Genomic DNA, 14,612 nt, shown 5'->3' with positions numbered 1-14,612 from the left:
TACTGTCCGTGGCAAGGCTTGGCAAAAGACCGGAGGAACTGATGCCCGAACAGACCACCGCCCCCACAGCACCCGACTGTCTCGTCGAGAAGCGCGACCACGTCCTGATTGTGACGATGAATCGTCCACAGGCACGCAATGCACTCTCCACCGAGATGATGGCGATCATGGAGCAGGCGTGGGACCAGGTCGACGCCGACCCCGAGATTCGGGCGGCGATCCTGACCGGCGCGGGCGGCTACTTCTGCGCGGGAGCGGACCTCAAGTCGATGAACAAGAAGGCCCCGGGGGACAAGTTCTCCGAGGGCGGCTGGGACCTGACTCGGATGCCCGCGCTCCTGAAAGGCCGCCGTCTCACCAAGCCGCTGATCGCAGCGGTCGAGGGCCCCGCGATCGCAGGCGGCACCGAGATTCTGCAGGGGACAGACATCAGGATCGCGGGCGAGAGCGCGAAATTCGGTGTGTCGGAGGCGAAGTGGGGACTGTTCCCGTTGGGCGGCAGCGCAGTCCGGCTGGTTCGGCAGATTCCGTACACCGTCGCAGCGGACATCCTGTTGACCGGCAGGCACATCACCGCGACCGAAGCCGAACGGTACGGGCTCATCGGTTACGTCGTACCGGACGGCACCGCACTCGACAAGGCACTGCAGATCGCCGACCAGATCGCGGCGAACGGACCGTTAGCGGTCCAGGCGATCCTCAAGACCATCCGCGACTCCGAAGGTCTACACGAGGAGGAGGCGTTCAAGATCGACGCCGAACTCGGCGCAGCCGTCTTCAAATCCGCCGATGCGAAGATCGGTCCTCGCGCGTTCGCCAACAAGGAGAAGCCCGCGTTCACCGGCGAGTGACGTCCATCGGCATTGACACTCCGCGTATTAGCGACAAGTCTCTAATACATGGACATCACATTCGCCCGTCAGGTCCTCGCCGCACAACCGTTCAGTGAACTGCTCGGTGCGCGCCTCGTGTCGCTCGGCGACGATCGCGCCGTCCTCGAGATACCCGTCGACGACCGACTCCGGCAGCAGTACGGGCTAGTCCACGGCGGAGTGCTCGCGTACCTCGCCGACAACAGCCTGACGTATGCGGCGGCGCTCGGTCTGGGACCGAATGTGTTGACCAGCGGACTGACCATCGATTACGTCTCGGGAGCCCGCGACGGCTCGATCTTGCGCTCGACCGCCGAACTCGTGCATTCGAGTCGTCGGAAAGCCGCAACCCGCTGCCTGATCGAGATCGTCGACGACGCAGGCGGGGCGAAACTCTGTGCCGTCGCCCAAGGCACGACGCTGGCGACGTCGGCCGCGGACTGACGTGGGCCGACGTCCGAAGTTCAGCACCGACGACCTGCTCGACGCCGCACTGCAGGTGGCGCTCGACGACGGAGCGGCGGCAGTCACCGCCGTCGCCATCGCCAGAGCAGCAGGCGCACCGTCCGGATCGATCTACCACCGCTTCGCGGGCAGCGACGAGATCCTCGCACGCCTCTGGCTCCGCACGATCTCCGAGTTCCAGTCCGGTCTCCTCAGCGTCTTGGCGGGCGACGACACTGTCGCCGCAGCGGATGCGGCCGTCGCACACGTCTTCGACTGGTGTGCGGAGAACCCCGGCAAAGCCCGGCTTCTGCTGACCTTCGACCAGTGCGAGATCGACCGCCGCGCACCACGATCGGTGGTCGACGAGCTCCGTGAACGCAACGACGCCGCTAGGAGAGCACTCGCCGAGTGGACGGGTCGCCATTTCGAGAATCCCGGACGCGAGGAGTTCGATCGGGCGGTGTATGCGCTCGTCGACCTCCCGTACGGAGCCGTGCGACGGCACCTCCCCGACGGCAGACCGCGACAATGGTTGCGAGACTCCGTCGTGGCGACCTCGCGCCGCGTGATCTCGTCCAGCGAGTGAGAGTCGACCTCTTCCGCCCGTCCAGCACGAGAGTTAGCATCCGGTGATGGATATCGTGCTCCCGACCGGCTGCGGAACTCACCGCGCACAGTGATCGTCGGCGAAGCGACCCACTGCGGCGCGGACGCTGCCGCACGTGCACGCTGCCCCGTCACACCCCAGTACGCAGAGATCACAGCGATCATCACTCGCGGACGTCTCGCCGCCTGCGACGGATACGTCGAAACGGACTCGGCGCGTGACCTGTCAGATCAATTCGGCCAGTTCCCGGATCGTCGAGATGTCCCGAGCAGTCACCATCAGGGTCGTGACGCCGGCCGCCTCCCAGTCACCGATCTGGCTTCGTACCTCGTCCCGGGTGCCGACGAGCATGGTCTCGCGAACCATCTCGTCTGGCACCGCGGCGACGGCCTGCGCCTTGTGGCCGGACAGGAACAGTCGTCCGACCTCGTCGACGACGTCGCCGTAGCCCATCCGCCGGTAGAGGTCGGCGTGGAAGTTCTTCTCCTTCGCCCCCATCCCGCCTACGTACAGGGCGGTCGACGGCCGATACCGCTCGATGGCCGCTGGGACGTCGTCGGTGATGACGCACTGCGCGTTCGCAGCGATCTCGAAGCTCTCGCGGGTCCGACGAGCGCCGGGCCGCGCGAGCCCTTCGTCGAGCCAGGTGTTGAACATGTCGGCCAGCCGCGGCGTGTAGAAGACCGCGAGCCAGCCGTCGGCGATCTCCGCGGTCTGTGCGACGTTGCGTGGCCCTTCGGCGCCGAGCCAGATCGGGATGTCGGCGCGCAGCGGATGGGTGATCGACTTCAGCGGCTTCCCGAGACCGGTGACGCCCGCCCCATCGGCCAGCGGAAGTCGATAGTGCGGCCCGTCGCTGGTGACGGGCGCCTCACGCGCGAGGACATCCCGCACCACCTGCACGTACTCCCGGGTCCGTGCGAGGGGCTTTCCGAACGACTGCCCGTACCAGCCCTCGACCACTTGCGGACCCGAGACGCCGAGCCCGATCACATGCCGTCCGCCGGAGAGATGGTCGAGCGTCAACGCTGCCATCGCCAGCGATGTCGGAGGTCGTGCCGACAGCTGAGCCACCGCGGTGCCGAGGCGCACGCGCGAGGTCTGCGAGCCCCACCAGGCCAACGGGGAATAGCAGTCCGATCCCCACGACTCCGCGGTGAACACCGAGTCGAAGCCCGCGTTCTCGGCCGCGACGACGAGGTCCGCCGCATTCTCGATCGGACCAGCGCCCCAATATCCGAGCTGTAGGCCGAGTTTCATTCGCTCGCCTTTCGTCAAGAGTCGTCCGAACCCTTGCCCACAATACTAGAACGTGTTCTAGTTAGGGGATGACGACTAGTGCCCAACATTCGAGTCCCGAAGTGTCGGTGCCCGCACCCGAATCGGAGATCCTCTCCGCGGACCTGACCAATTCCTTCGACTACACGAGGTCGCTCGGCCCCGTGCTCTCCCAGTTCGCACTCGCCCTCCGAGACGGCCGAATCGTCGGCAGTCGAGGATCGGACGGTCGCGTCAGTGTGCCGCCCGCAGAGTACGACCCGACGAACAACCGACCGATCACAGAGATCGTCGAAGTCGAGACAGTCGGCACCGTCGAGTCGTGGACGTGGCAACCCTCCCCGTCGCAGAACCAGCCGCTCGCGGGTCCGTTCGCGTGGGCACTGGTCCGACTCGACGGGGCCGACACCTCGCTGCTGCACGCGGTGGCCGCCGACGCCGCCGACCAGGTGAGCACCGGCGCGCGGGTGCACGCAGTATGGCGCGACGTGCGGACCGGACGCATCGACGACATCGCCCACTTCGCGCTCGGCGACGCTCCCGAGACGGCTGCGCCGTCCGACGGCGAGTCGATCGCCGACGACGCAGGCAACGTCGTGATCACGACGCCCATCGGCATGACGGTCCGCCACTCGGCGACCGAGCAGGAGTCCTGGTATCTCGAAGGACTCAAGGCGGGCAAGCTGATCGGCGGACGAGTGGCGACCGGCGAGGTCTACTTTCCGCCCCGTCAGGTCAGTCCCGCCGACGGCTCCCCGACCGTCGATCGTGTCGAATTGCCGGACACCGGAACCATCACGACGTTCTGCATCGTCAACGTGCCGTTCCTCGGCCAGCAGATCAAACCGCCGTACGTCGCCGCGTACGTGCTCCTCGACGGCGCAGACATCCCGTTCCTGCATCTCATCCTGGACACCCCCGCGGAGGACGTCCGAATGGGTATGCGCGTTAAGGCCGTCTGGCGCCCGGAAGCCGAATGGGATCACACCCTGCGCAACATCAGCCACTTCGCACCGAATGGCGAGCCGGACGCCGACTTCGAGTCATACCGAAACCACCTCTAGACCCGCGAAAGGAGTCGACCGACCATGAGTGCAAACTTCCCGCGGATCGCAGTGGTGGGGTTCGCCCACAGCACCAACGTCCCGCAGACGCACGGCACCACCAACGGCGTCGAGATGCTCATCCCCTGTTTCAACAAGCTGTACGAAGAACTGGACATCAGCCGCACCGACATCGAGTTCTGGTGCAGCGGATCATCGGATTACCTTGCCGGGCGGGCCTTCTCATTCATCTCGGCGATCGACGCGATCGGGGCCGTCCCGCCGATCAACGAATCGCACGTCGAGATGGACGCGGCCTGGGCCCTGTACGAGGCGTGGGTCAAGATCGCGACCGGTGAGGTGGATCTGGCCCTGGCCTACGGCTTCGGCAAGGCCTCGGCCGGCGACATGGACACGACCCTGGCCCTACAGACCGATCCGTATACGGTGGCTCCACTGTGGCCGGACGCTCCGTCCCTCGCCGGACTGCAGGCCCGCGCAGGCATCGACGCCGGTGCATGGACCGAAGCCGAGATGGCCGCGGTCGCCGCGCGGTCGAGTGGAGCCGACCCCACCGACCTCCTGGGCGCGGACTATGTGCGAGAACCGTTGCGCGCCCACGACATCGCTCCATACGCCGACGCCGGAGCTGCCGTCGTCCTCGCGAGCGAGGACCGTGCCCGCGAACTCGTCGACAACCCAGCATGGGTCACCGGCTGGGACCACCGTATCGACACCCCGAACATCGGTTCACGAGATCTCACTCGTTCTCCGTCGACCGAGCTGGCCGCGAACACCGCGTTCGGTGACCGCAGCCGTGACGTCGACGTCGCCGAGATCCATGCACCGTTCACCCACCAGGAGTTGATCGTCCGACGTGAACTCGGCATCGGGGAGAACACGCGGATCAATCCGTCCGGTGGAGCATTCAGCGGGAACGCACTGTTTTCCGCGGGCCTCCAGCGCATCGGTTACGCCGCGCATGCGGTCCTGACCGGCGACGCCCGGACCGCGGTCGCCCACGCGACGAGCGGCCCACTGCTGCAACAGAACATGGTCCTCACGTTGGAAGGCGGAAACTGATGGGACGCAATCGCGCAGCCGTACTGGGCACGGGACAGACCAAGTACGTCGCCAAACGCCACGACGTGACCATGGCCGGACTGTGCCGTGAAGCAATTGACCGCGCACTGGACGAGGCCCAGGTGAGTCTCGACGACATCGACGCGATCGTCATCGGGAAGGCTCCCGACCTCTTCGAGGGGACGATGATGCCCGAACTCGCGATGGCCGAGGCGATCGGAGCGGTCGGCAAGCGGTTGATCCGCGTACACACCGCCGGATCGGTCGGAGCGTCGACGGCGATCGTCGGGTCCTCACTGATCAGCAGCGGGGTGCACCGCCGCGTTCTAGCCGTCTCCTGGGAGAAGCAGTCGGAGTCGAATGCCATGTGGGCGTTGTCGATCCCGGTGCCGTTCACGATGCCGGTCGGGGCGGGCGCGGGCGGATTCTTCGCCCCCCACGTCCGTGCGTACATCAATAACTCGAAGGCGCCCAGCCATATCGGCGCGATGGTCGCGGCGAAGGACCGCAAGAACGGGTCGCTCAATCCGCTCGCCCACCTGCAGCAGCCCGATATCACCGTCGACAAGGTCCTCGCCTCGCAGATGCTGTGGGATCCGATCCGCTTCGACGAGACGTGCCCGTCGTCGGACGGCGCATGCGCTGTGGTGATCGGCGACGAGGCTGCGGCCGACGACGCGGTCGCCGAAGGGCGCCGGGTCGCGTGGCTGCACGCGACGGCGATGCGCACCGAACCGCTCTCCTACTCGCACCGCAACGTGGTGAGCCCACAGGCCGGACGTGACGCGTCGGCCGCACTGTGGAAGGCCGCCGGAATCACGAATCCGCTCGAGGAGATCGACGCGGCGGAGATCTACGTGCCGTTCTCGTGGTTCGAGCCGATGTGGCTAGAAAACCTCGGCTTCATGCCCGAGTACTCGGGTTGGAAGCTTACCGAGGCCGGCGACACCGCGATCGGCGGCAGGTTGCCGGTCAACGCGTCCGGCGGCGTGCTGTCGTCCAACCCCATCGGCGCGTCCGGCATGATCCGCTGTGCCGAAGCCGCGATCCAGGTGATGGGTAAGGGCGGCGAGCACCAGGTTCCTGACGCCCGCAAGGCCTTAGGCCACGCGTATGGCGGCGGATCGCAGTACTTCTCGATGTGGGTCGTCGGGGCGGACAAGCCGTAGTCTGCGCACACCTGATCGACCAGACGAGCGGAGCCGGGATCACCTGATCTCGGCTCCGCTTCGCTGTGCGTGTCAGGCTACGTGCCCACGCCGCTCGCCATCGCGTCTTCGACGGCGGTGATGAGGGTTCGAACTGCAACCGCTACGTTCTCGCCGGCCTCGGTCAGCCGATACACCGGGTGCGCCGGCGAATCCGCTGCACGAATTGCGAGACCGTCATCGCACAATGTGCGCAAAGTCTGCGTGAGCATGCGATCGCTGATCCCCTCGACCTGCGAGCGAATCTCACCGAAACGCTGCGGACCACTGTCGAGCCGGCCGAGCACTAGAGCACCCCATTTTCCGGTGACGTGCTCGAACACCTGCCGCGACGGACACATCTTCGCGAAGACGTCATACGGCAGCACATCGGAATCGGGCACAAAATCAATGTACGCCCCCGCTTGCACTTACGAAAGGTAAGTGATTCGATCATACTAGTTTGTTCACTCAGGCGTTTCGCGAGAGCGCCCCCACACTCTCGGAGGAGAGCCGCATATGAACCCGCTCAAACACGCCCAGGGACTGTCGACGACGATCGCCCGAGTCATTCTGGGCATCATCTTCCTGGCACACGGCTGCCAGAAACTGTTCGTCAACGGCATGGACGCCACCTCTGCGGGCTTCCAGATGATGGACGTTCCGGCGCCCACTCTCTCCGCATGGGTCGCTGCGATCCTCGAGTTCGCTGGCGGTATCGCCCTGATCGCGGGTCTCGCCGTCCCGCTGGTCGCCCTCCTGCTGATCCTCGACATGATCGGCGCCATCTTCATCGCCCACATCGACGCAGGCTTCTGGGCGTCCGACGGCGGATACGAACTCCCCCTGGCTCTCATCGCAGGCCTGATCGCCGTCGCCATCGCCGACCAAGGCCTCGCCTCCGTCGACTCCCACGTCGCCAAACGCTTCAAGAAGTAGCCGCCCGTGGCAAGAGCCCGACGACCACGTGGTCGTCGGGCTCTTGTCATGAACCGATCTATGCAGGACGCAGAGACGACATCGTCTCTCCGACCTCCCAGAAAGCCCGCAACGCCACCAGGTCGCCGTTGCTGTCGGCCTTATAGGTGAAGACCCCGTTCGCTTCGGAGATGTGTCCCGCTATGTGGGTGACGATCTTCCCGACGTACGCCACTTCGTCACCGCAGATGATCTCTTTGTCGAAGACGAAGTCGATCTTCTCGGTGGTGCCGATGGTCTTGTCCCAGAAGGCGGAGAGTCCGTCGGCACCCCGATGTCCGACGCCGTCTTCGTCGAACATCGACGGCCCCACCGGGTCTTCGACGACGGCGTCTGCCGCGAAGTTGGCGAGCCACGCGTCTTTGTCGCGTGCCGTCACCGCATCTCGCGAGCGACGACCGGCGAGCACCGCCGGGTTGTTCTCCCGATCGAGGTCGAGGTACGACGGCCGTTCGTCAGCCATGCGTCCTCACTTCGTCCCGTAATCGACCTGCAGTTCCTTGATCCCGTTGATCCACCCGTGACGGAGACGGTCGGGGTCGCCGATCTTGGTGATGTCGGGGATGAGGTCGGCGATCGCGTTGAACATCAGGTTGATCTCCATGCGGGCCAGGTTGGCTCCGATGCAGAAGTGCGTGCCGTTGCCGCCGAAACCGACATGCGGGTTCGGGTCGCGCATGATGTTGAAGGTGTACGGATCGTCGAAGATGTCTTCATCGTAGTTGGCCGAGCCGTAGAACATGCCCACGCGCTCGCCCTTCTTGATGTCGACACCCCCGAGGGTCAGGTCGCGCTTGGCGGTGCGCTGGAAGCAGTTGACGGGAGTCGCCCAGCGGACGATCTCGTCGACCGCGGTCGCGGGTCGCTCTGCCTTGAACAGTTCCCACTGCTCCGGATTGTCGAGGAACGCGTTCATGCCGTGCGAGATGGCGTTACGCGTGGTCTCGTTGCCCGCCACGGTGAGCAAGATGAAGAAGAACCCGAATTCGGCCTCATCGAGCGCGTGGCCGTCGATATCGGCCTCGATCAACGTGGTGACGATGTCGTCGGCCGGGCACTGACGGCGCTGCTCGGCCATGTTGTAGCCGTAGCCGAGGATCTCCATGTTGGCGGTCAACGGATCCGGCTCAAAGTCGGGATCGTCGTAGTTCATCATCGCGTTGGACCAGTGGAACAGCTTGGCGCGATCAGCTTCAGGGACGCCGAGCAGATCGGCGATCGCCAGCAGCGGCAGGTCGACGGCGACCTGCTCGACGAAGTCACCCTTCCCGGTCGCCGCCGCCTCGGACACGATTCGCCGCGCGGCCTCGTCGAGTTTGTCTTCGAGCGCGTGAACCGCCTTCGGCGTGAACGCGCGCGAGACGATCTTGCGCATGCGGGTGTGCTCCGGCGGATCGTGGTTGATCAGGAGCGCCTTGGTGCCTTCGAGCTGCTCGGGATCCATCTCGTCATCGAAACGCATGATGACGCCGTTCTCGTTGGTGGACCAGTCGTCGGCGTTCTTCGAGATCTCTCGAATGTCATCGAGCTTGGACACCACCCAGTAGCCGCCGTCGTGGAAGCCGCCGCCCTTGCCGGGAAGTTGTGCGTTCCACCAGATCGGAGCGGTTTTGCGGAGTTCGGCGAACTCCTTCATCGGGATCCCGTGCATCAGTAGGTCGGGATTCGTGAAGTCCCATCCCTCTTGATGCATGAACGGGCAACTTCCCGCTGACTCCTGCGACGCCCCCGTGTCAACGCTCTGCGCCTGGACCACGTCATCACCTCATTCCAAAGGTCGCGGGCCTCACCTGAAACAAGAACCCGTTACAATTTGCTGTAGCTCACACTCTGCCACACTGGATAGACGCGAACAATAACTTGTTCTAGTTTTGGTGAAGATTGATCTTCAGAGAGGACTGTGGAATGGGTGTACCGGTAATAGTCGAGGCGGCTCGCACGCCGATCGGCAAGCGCAACGGGTGGTTGTCGGGGTTACATGCCGCGGAAGTCCTGGGCGCGGCACAACTCGGTGTTCTCGAGCGGGCCGGAATCGATCCAGCCCTCGTCGAGCAGGTCATCGGCGGCGCGGTGATGCAAGTCGGCGAGCAGGGCAACAACGTGACACGCACCGCGTGGTTACACTCCGGGCTGCCGTGGCAGACCGGAGCCACCACCATCGACTGCCAGTGCGGATCCGCGCAGCAGGCGAATCACCTTGTGGCGGGCCTGGTCTCGGCCGGGGCGATCGACATCGGGGTCGCGTGCGGCGTCGAATCGATGTCGCATGTGCCACTCGGCGCGAACGTCGGCACCGATGCCGGTCCGCGGCGCCCGGAATCGTGGAGCATCGACATGCCCAACCAGTTCGAAGCCGCCGAACGCATCGCACAACGGCGCGGCCTCACCCGCGAAGATGTCGACGCGCTCGGCGTACGGTCGCAGGCCAACGCCAAGCGAGCATGGGACGAGGGGCGCTTCGACCGCGAGGTCCTCGCCGTCAACGCACCCGAGCGCACCAGGGAAGGCGACCTGACCGGACAGATCCTCGACGTCACACGTGACCAGGGGCTGCGCGAGACGACGGCCGAGTCGATCGCCGCCTTGAAGCCCGTGATGGAAGGCGGCATCCACACCGCGGGCACCGCTTCGCAGATCTCGGACGGGGCCGCGGCCGTCCTGATTATGGACGAGGACAGAGCCCGTGAGCTCGGTCTTCGTCCGCGTGCACGAATCAAGAGCCAGGCCCTCGTCGGGGCCGAGCCCTATTACCATCTCGACGGTCCAGTGCAATCGACCGAACGGGTCCTCAATCGGACCGGGATGAGCCTGAACGACATCGACGTCGTCGAGATCAACGAGGCCTTCGCATCGGTGGTACTCAGCTGGGCGCAGGTCCACGACGCGGACATGGACAAGGTCAACGTCAACGGCGGCGCCATCGCCCTCGGCCACCCGGTCGGCAGCACGGGGTCACGCCTGATCACCACCGCGCTGCACGAGCTCGAGCGCACCGACGGCGAACACGCATTGGTCACCATGTGCGCCGGGGGCGCACTGTCGACGGCGACGATTCTCGAACGAATCTGACCTGATGGATCCGAGCAACCGTCCCGCACAACTGGATTCGCCATTAGTCGGACGGCTCATCAAGTACGGGTCGCGGCTGAACACTGCGCTGTACCGAGTCACCGGCGGACGTCTGGGCGACCAGTGGCGGGTTGGCGCCGCCATGCGCAAGCCGGTTCCCGTGTGTCTGCTGACGACGACCGGGCGTAAGTCGGGTAAGGCGCGCACGGTCCCGTTGCTGTACATGCGACGCGGCGAGTCGATCGTGCTCGTCGCGTCGCAGGGCGGGCTGCCCGCAAACCCCGCCTGGTACTTCAATCTGAAGGCAGACCCCACGGTGTGGATTCAGATCGGTTCGGACACTGGCGAATTCACCGCCCGAATCGCGGGAGACGCCGAGCGCGACGAGCTGTGGCCCGCGTTGATCGAGTTGTACTCCGATTTTGACACGTACGCCGCGTGGACCGATCGAAGGATCCCGGTCGTCGTCTGCGATCGAGCCCGGACAGTCACACAGAGGCGCTGAACAGCCGCCCACTGAACTCGAGCACGGCACCGTCCTCAGTTCCCGCGACTACAGAATCACCGGACGGAGTCACCGCGAGAGACGTCAGTGGGCGGCCTGCACCGACCGTGCAGCGTCGTCCGTCCTTGCCCACGACGACGACCTGTCCGGTGGTCCTCGCCACGGCCAGACGCCCTCCCGGCACGATCGTCAGATCGTCGACGACGCCAGGCAACGGAGCCGTCACGTCCGCGACGACCGACACATCGGCGGGGTCGTCGAGCGGCACGCGCAAGATCCGACCGCTCGCGCTGGTGGTCATACCGACGTAGGCGTTGCCGTCGACGATCGCCATCCCGTTCATGCCGGTTCCATTCACGGTCGCATCGGGTGCCAGGTTTCGTGGCGCGCGCGCAGTCCATGCACGGTCGATCGTCCCATCACGTCGAACCCGGACGACGCCGAGGTTCGAGTCGGCGACATACATCGCGCCCATGTCGTCGAAAGCGAGACCATTCGGCATACCCAACCCGCGGGCTTCAACCCGAACCCGTTCGAGCACAGATGGATCGAACGATATGACGGTCCCGCGAAGCGGCAGCCCGGGGACCATGTTGACCGTGGTGTCGCCGGACGTCGCAAACATGCGCCCGTCCGGCCCGAGACGGACAGCGCCTGGGGAATCGACGTGAACTCGACCGGTGAGGCGGCCGCCTGCGTCATACCGCTCGATCACGTTCTCGAGGACGCGAGAGACCCACAAGTCTCCGTCGGCGTCGAACCCGACGTTCTCCGCCCAGGAGCGCACCGGCGTCGCAGCCGGAATCTTCACGTCAACCAAGGCCCGAGCGCACGTGTCGGCGTGCGCGACGCCGACCGCCGCCTCCTGAAGTCCAGGAACCGACCCGACCGAGAGTCCGAACAACACACCGGCGCTCGCCACCAGCGCACTTCTGCGAATCCTCATCACAACTCCTCGCCGGTTCTGGCTACACGGTAACCGCCGGAGGACCGAATCGATCCCAGTCACATTCTGTAGCGCAGCGGAGGAGATCACCCCACTGAGCGCTCGAGCCCCTCCCAGAACTGAGCGCGCAGCGCCTTCTTGTCGGGCTTGCCGAGAGCAGTGAGCGGCAACGAGTCGGCGAAGACCACGCGTTTCGGCGACTGTACGCCGCCCTTTCGTTGCTTGACCGCCATTTGAATCTCGTCGACGATCTCACTGGTAGCGGCATCGGATCGATCGGCGTCCGGCCGCAGGACGACGACGGCCGTCACCGCTTCGCCCCACTTCTCGTCGGGAACCCCGATCACCCCGACTTGAGCAACCGCCGGATGCTCGGCGACGACGTCCTCCACCTCGCGGGGGAATACGTTGAACCCGCCGGTGACGATCATGTCCTTGGTCCGGTCGACGATGAACCAGAACCCGTCCTCGTCCTCCCGCGCGACGTCGCCGGTGTGCAGCCAGCCGTCGGCGAACGTTTCAGCCGTCTGCTCTGGCAGCCCGAGGTAGCCACCGGCGAGGAGAGATCCGGACACACAGATCTCACCGGGCTCGCCCTGTGCGACAGGCGTACCGTCGGGGCCCGCGAGTTTGGTTCGCAGGAACGCCGATGGCCGACCGCAACTGCCGAGCCTGGCGCGATCGTGCTCATCCTTACGCAGATACGAGATCACCATCGGCGACTCGGACTGGCCGTAATACTGCGCGAAGATCGGGCCGAACCGGTCGATGGCCTCGGCCAACCGGACCGGGTTGATCGCGGACGCGCCGTAATAGACGGTCTCCAGCGATGACAGGTCCCGGGTTCGGGAGTCGGGGTGGTCCATCAGCGCATAGATCATCGACGGCACCAACATCGTCGCCGTGATCCGTTCCCGTTCGATGGTCTCGAGCACTTCGGCCGGATCGAATTTACCGAGTACCAGCATCGTGCCGCCCTTGATGAGCGTCGGCACGAAGAAGGCTGCGCCCGCATGCGAGAGCGGTGTGCACATGAGGAAACGGGGTCGTTCGGGCCACTCCCACTCGGCGAGTTGGATCTGCGTCATCGTCGACATCGCGCGAGCGGTTCCGATGACGCCTTTCGGCTTGCCCGTGGTGCCGCCGGTGTAGGTGATCGAGACGACGTGCTCGGGGTCGAGTACCTTCGCCGTCAAGGTCTTCGCCGCATAGGCGTCGGCCTCGGCGATCAGGTCGACGCCCACGTCGGCGAGTTCTGGTGGTACGGGCCCGAGAGTCAGGACCTGCGCGAGGCAGTCGACCTTCTCCAGTAGCGCGACAGCTCGCTCGACGAACATCGGGACCGGATCGACGATCAGAGTGGTGACGCCGGCGTCCGAGAGGACATACGCGTGATCGTCTGCCGATCCGAGGGGATGCAACGCCGTCCGGCGCCATCCCTGGGTCTGTCCGGCGCCGACGACGAACAGCACTTCCGGGCGGTTCGACGCGAGGAGTCCGACGGCCGTGCCAGTTCCGGCGCCGAGGCCTTCGCACGCCTGGACGTAGCGACTTATCGCGTCGGCCATCTCGCGTCCGGTCAGCGCCGTGTCGCCCAAATGCAGCACCGGGTTGTTCGCGTGCCGTTTGAGGGCGGCGACCATCAGATCACCGAGGTGCACAGGGTTGTGCAGGAGTCGGTCGGCGGGCAGGTCGGTCTCTTCTCCACTCATTCCACCACACTAGAACGTGTTCTAGAAATGTGAAAGCCGCTCACCGAAACCCGTTGCCGCACAACATCGACTGCGCGATGAACTTACCCATCAGTAGACCCACCAGTAACAAGAAAGTCGTGCAACGATCGGTCTATGACTGATTTGGATCTAGCAACCACCCGTCGCGACATCACCGATGCACTGCTTACCGCCCTTGAGCGGCGACACGAGGTTCTGGACACGATCGTCGAAGCTGACGACCGCGACTCCGCAGCCGCAGCGATCGCTCAACTTCTCGGAAAGTCCCAGCTCGGCGCAGAGGCCGTTCTCAACATGTCGTTGCACCAGTTGACTAAAGCGGGCCGCCGTAAGAACCAGAGCGAACTCGACGACCTCAATCACGAGATCACATTCACGTTGGCCGAACGTCCCGCGAGCAGCGGCGACACGCTCAACCTGCGCCCCTTCTCCGCCACCGACGATTCGGACCTGTTCACCGAGCGCACCGCTGAGCAGGGAGTGGCAGGCGACGGCTCCGGCGCACCTGCCGGCGAGATCAGCGACGAGATCGCGCAGGGCGTCGGACGCGTCGACAACGAAGACGCCGTCTGGTTGGTAGCAGTCGAGAACAACGACAAGGTCGGCATCGTCTTCGGCGAACTCGTCCGAGGCGAGGTCGACGTCCGCATCTGGATCCGCCCGGAGAGCCGGAAGAAGGGCTATGGCGTCGCCGCGCTTCGTCGGTGCCGCTCGGAGATGGCCGCTTACTTCCCGGGCGTCCCGATGGTCGTTCGAGCCCCCGGCGCAACCGCCTGAGGGGCAGTCGTGGGGGGGGGGGGGGGGGGGCGGCGGCCGGGGGGGGGGGGGGGGGCCCTGGGAGCTGGGGGAGAGGGGGGGGAGGGG

16 protein-coding genes are annotated in these 14,612 nt (G+C 65.4%); 10 read left to right on the top strand and 6 right to left on the bottom strand.

The annotated features are described in order from the left end of the window. Positions 1–41: 41 nt before the first annotated feature. From ACTIMF_RS10345 to ACTIMF_RS10335, 3 genes are read left to right on the top strand one after another with little or no spacing between them, the layout of a single operon-like run. Positions 42–851 (top strand): crotonase/enoyl-CoA hydratase family protein, encoded by an 810-nt coding sequence (locus tag ACTIMF_RS10345; RefSeq protein WP_442350203.1) that lies wholly within the window; start codon positions 42–44, stop codon positions 849–851. Between the two features lie 48 nt (positions 852–899). Further along, positions 900–1,316: a PaaI family thioesterase gene (locus ACTIMF_RS10340; protein ID WP_442350202.1), complete on the top strand. Its 417-nt coding sequence runs from the start codon at positions 900–902 to the stop codon at positions 1,314–1,316. 1 nt (position 1,317) lies between these two features. After that, entirely contained in the window at positions 1,318–1,905 is a 588-nt protein-coding gene (locus ACTIMF_RS10335; protein ID WP_442350201.1) for a TetR family transcriptional regulator, read from the top strand. A gap of 246 nt (positions 1,906–2,151) precedes the next feature. Here ACTIMF_RS10335 and ACTIMF_RS10330 read toward each other — a convergent pair whose 3' ends face one another. Continuing rightward, positions 2,152–3,186, bottom strand: a complete 1,035-nt coding sequence (locus tag ACTIMF_RS10330; RefSeq protein WP_442350200.1) for an LLM class F420-dependent oxidoreductase — start codon at positions 3,184–3,186, stop codon at positions 2,152–2,154. Between the two features lie 68 nt (positions 3,187–3,254). Between ACTIMF_RS10330 and ACTIMF_RS10325 the strand changes: the two genes are divergently transcribed. From ACTIMF_RS10325 to ACTIMF_RS10315, 3 genes are read left to right on the top strand one after another with little or no spacing between them, the layout of a single operon-like run. Further along, positions 3,255–4,268, top strand: a complete 1,014-nt coding sequence (locus tag ACTIMF_RS10325; protein ID WP_442350199.1) for a Zn-ribbon domain-containing OB-fold protein — start codon at positions 3,255–3,257, stop codon at positions 4,266–4,268. Between the two features lie 24 nt (positions 4,269–4,292). Further along, a complete protein-coding gene (locus ACTIMF_RS10320) occupies positions 4,293–5,330 on the top strand; it encodes a thiolase domain-containing protein (RefSeq protein WP_442350198.1) in 1,038 nt (345 codons plus the stop codon). Continuing rightward, positions 5,330–6,499: a thiolase domain-containing protein gene (locus ACTIMF_RS10315; protein ID WP_442350197.1), complete on the top strand. Its 1,170-nt coding sequence runs from the start codon at positions 5,330–5,332 to the stop codon at positions 6,497–6,499. Before ACTIMF_RS10320 ends, ACTIMF_RS10315 begins: the two co-directional genes overlap by 1 nt. A 77-nt stretch (positions 6,500–6,576) precedes the next feature. Here the strand turns inward: ACTIMF_RS10315 and ACTIMF_RS10310 are convergent, their stop codons facing one another. Further along, entirely contained in the window at positions 6,577–6,921 is a 345-nt protein-coding gene (locus tag ACTIMF_RS10310; protein WP_442350196.1) for a winged helix-turn-helix transcriptional regulator, read from the bottom strand. A 115-nt stretch (positions 6,922–7,036) separates the two neighbouring features. Between ACTIMF_RS10310 and ACTIMF_RS10305 the strand changes: the two genes are divergently transcribed. Then, the gene (locus ACTIMF_RS10305; protein WP_442350195.1) at positions 7,037–7,456 is read left to right on the top strand and encodes a DoxX family protein; all 420 of its coding nucleotides are present in this window, start codon (positions 7,037–7,039) and stop codon (positions 7,454–7,456) included. Positions 7,457–7,514: 58 nt separating this feature from the next. Here ACTIMF_RS10305 and ACTIMF_RS10300 read toward each other — a convergent pair whose 3' ends face one another. Then, the gene (locus ACTIMF_RS10300; protein ID WP_442350194.1) at positions 7,515–7,958 is read right to left on the bottom strand and encodes a nuclear transport factor 2 family protein; all 444 of its coding nucleotides are present in this window, start codon (positions 7,956–7,958) and stop codon (positions 7,515–7,517) included. Between the two features lie 6 nt (positions 7,959–7,964). After that, positions 7,965–9,251, bottom strand: a complete 1,287-nt coding sequence (locus tag ACTIMF_RS10295; protein ID WP_442350193.1) for a cytochrome P450 — start codon at positions 9,249–9,251, stop codon at positions 7,965–7,967. Between the two features lie 149 nt (positions 9,252–9,400). On the opposite strand from ACTIMF_RS10295, the gene ACTIMF_RS10290 reads away from it, so the two are divergent. After that, positions 9,401–10,564, top strand: a complete 1,164-nt coding sequence (locus ACTIMF_RS10290; RefSeq protein WP_442350192.1) for a steroid 3-ketoacyl-CoA thiolase — start codon at positions 9,401–9,403, stop codon at positions 10,562–10,564. A gap of 4 nt (positions 10,565–10,568) precedes the next feature. Beyond that, positions 10,569–11,069, top strand: a complete 501-nt coding sequence (locus tag ACTIMF_RS10285; protein ID WP_442350191.1) for a nitroreductase family deazaflavin-dependent oxidoreductase — start codon at positions 10,569–10,571, stop codon at positions 11,067–11,069. Here ACTIMF_RS10285 and ACTIMF_RS10280 read toward each other — a convergent pair. Both ACTIMF_RS10280 and fadD8 read right to left on the bottom strand, forming a co-directional pair. Beyond that, a complete protein-coding gene (locus ACTIMF_RS10280; RefSeq protein WP_442350190.1) occupies positions 11,053–12,015 on the bottom strand; it encodes an SMP-30/gluconolactonase/LRE family protein in 963 nt (320 codons plus the stop codon). The two genes, ACTIMF_RS10285 and ACTIMF_RS10280, sit on opposite strands and share 17 nt — an antisense overlap. A gap of 86 nt (positions 12,016–12,101) precedes the next feature. Continuing rightward, positions 12,102–13,727, bottom strand: a complete 1,626-nt coding sequence (fadD8, locus tag ACTIMF_RS10275; RefSeq protein WP_442350189.1) for a fatty-acid--CoA ligase FadD8 — start codon at positions 13,725–13,727, stop codon at positions 12,102–12,104. A gap of 135 nt (positions 13,728–13,862) precedes the next feature. On the opposite strand from fadD8, the gene ACTIMF_RS10270 reads away from it, so the two are divergent. After that, positions 13,863–14,525 carry a GNAT family N-acetyltransferase gene (locus tag ACTIMF_RS10270; RefSeq protein WP_442350188.1) on the top strand — a complete coding sequence of 221 codons (663 nt, stop codon included), beginning with the start codon at positions 13,863–13,865 and terminating at the stop codon, positions 14,523–14,525. Positions 14,526–14,612: the final 87 nt, after the last annotated feature.

It is taken from the genome of Gordonia sp. (in: high G+C Gram-positive bacteria), from assembly GCF_052106715.1.
GTDB lineage: Bacteria > Actinomycetota > Actinomycetes > Mycobacteriales > Mycobacteriaceae > Gordonia.
This window is presented reverse-complemented; position numbering and strand designations above follow the sequence as displayed.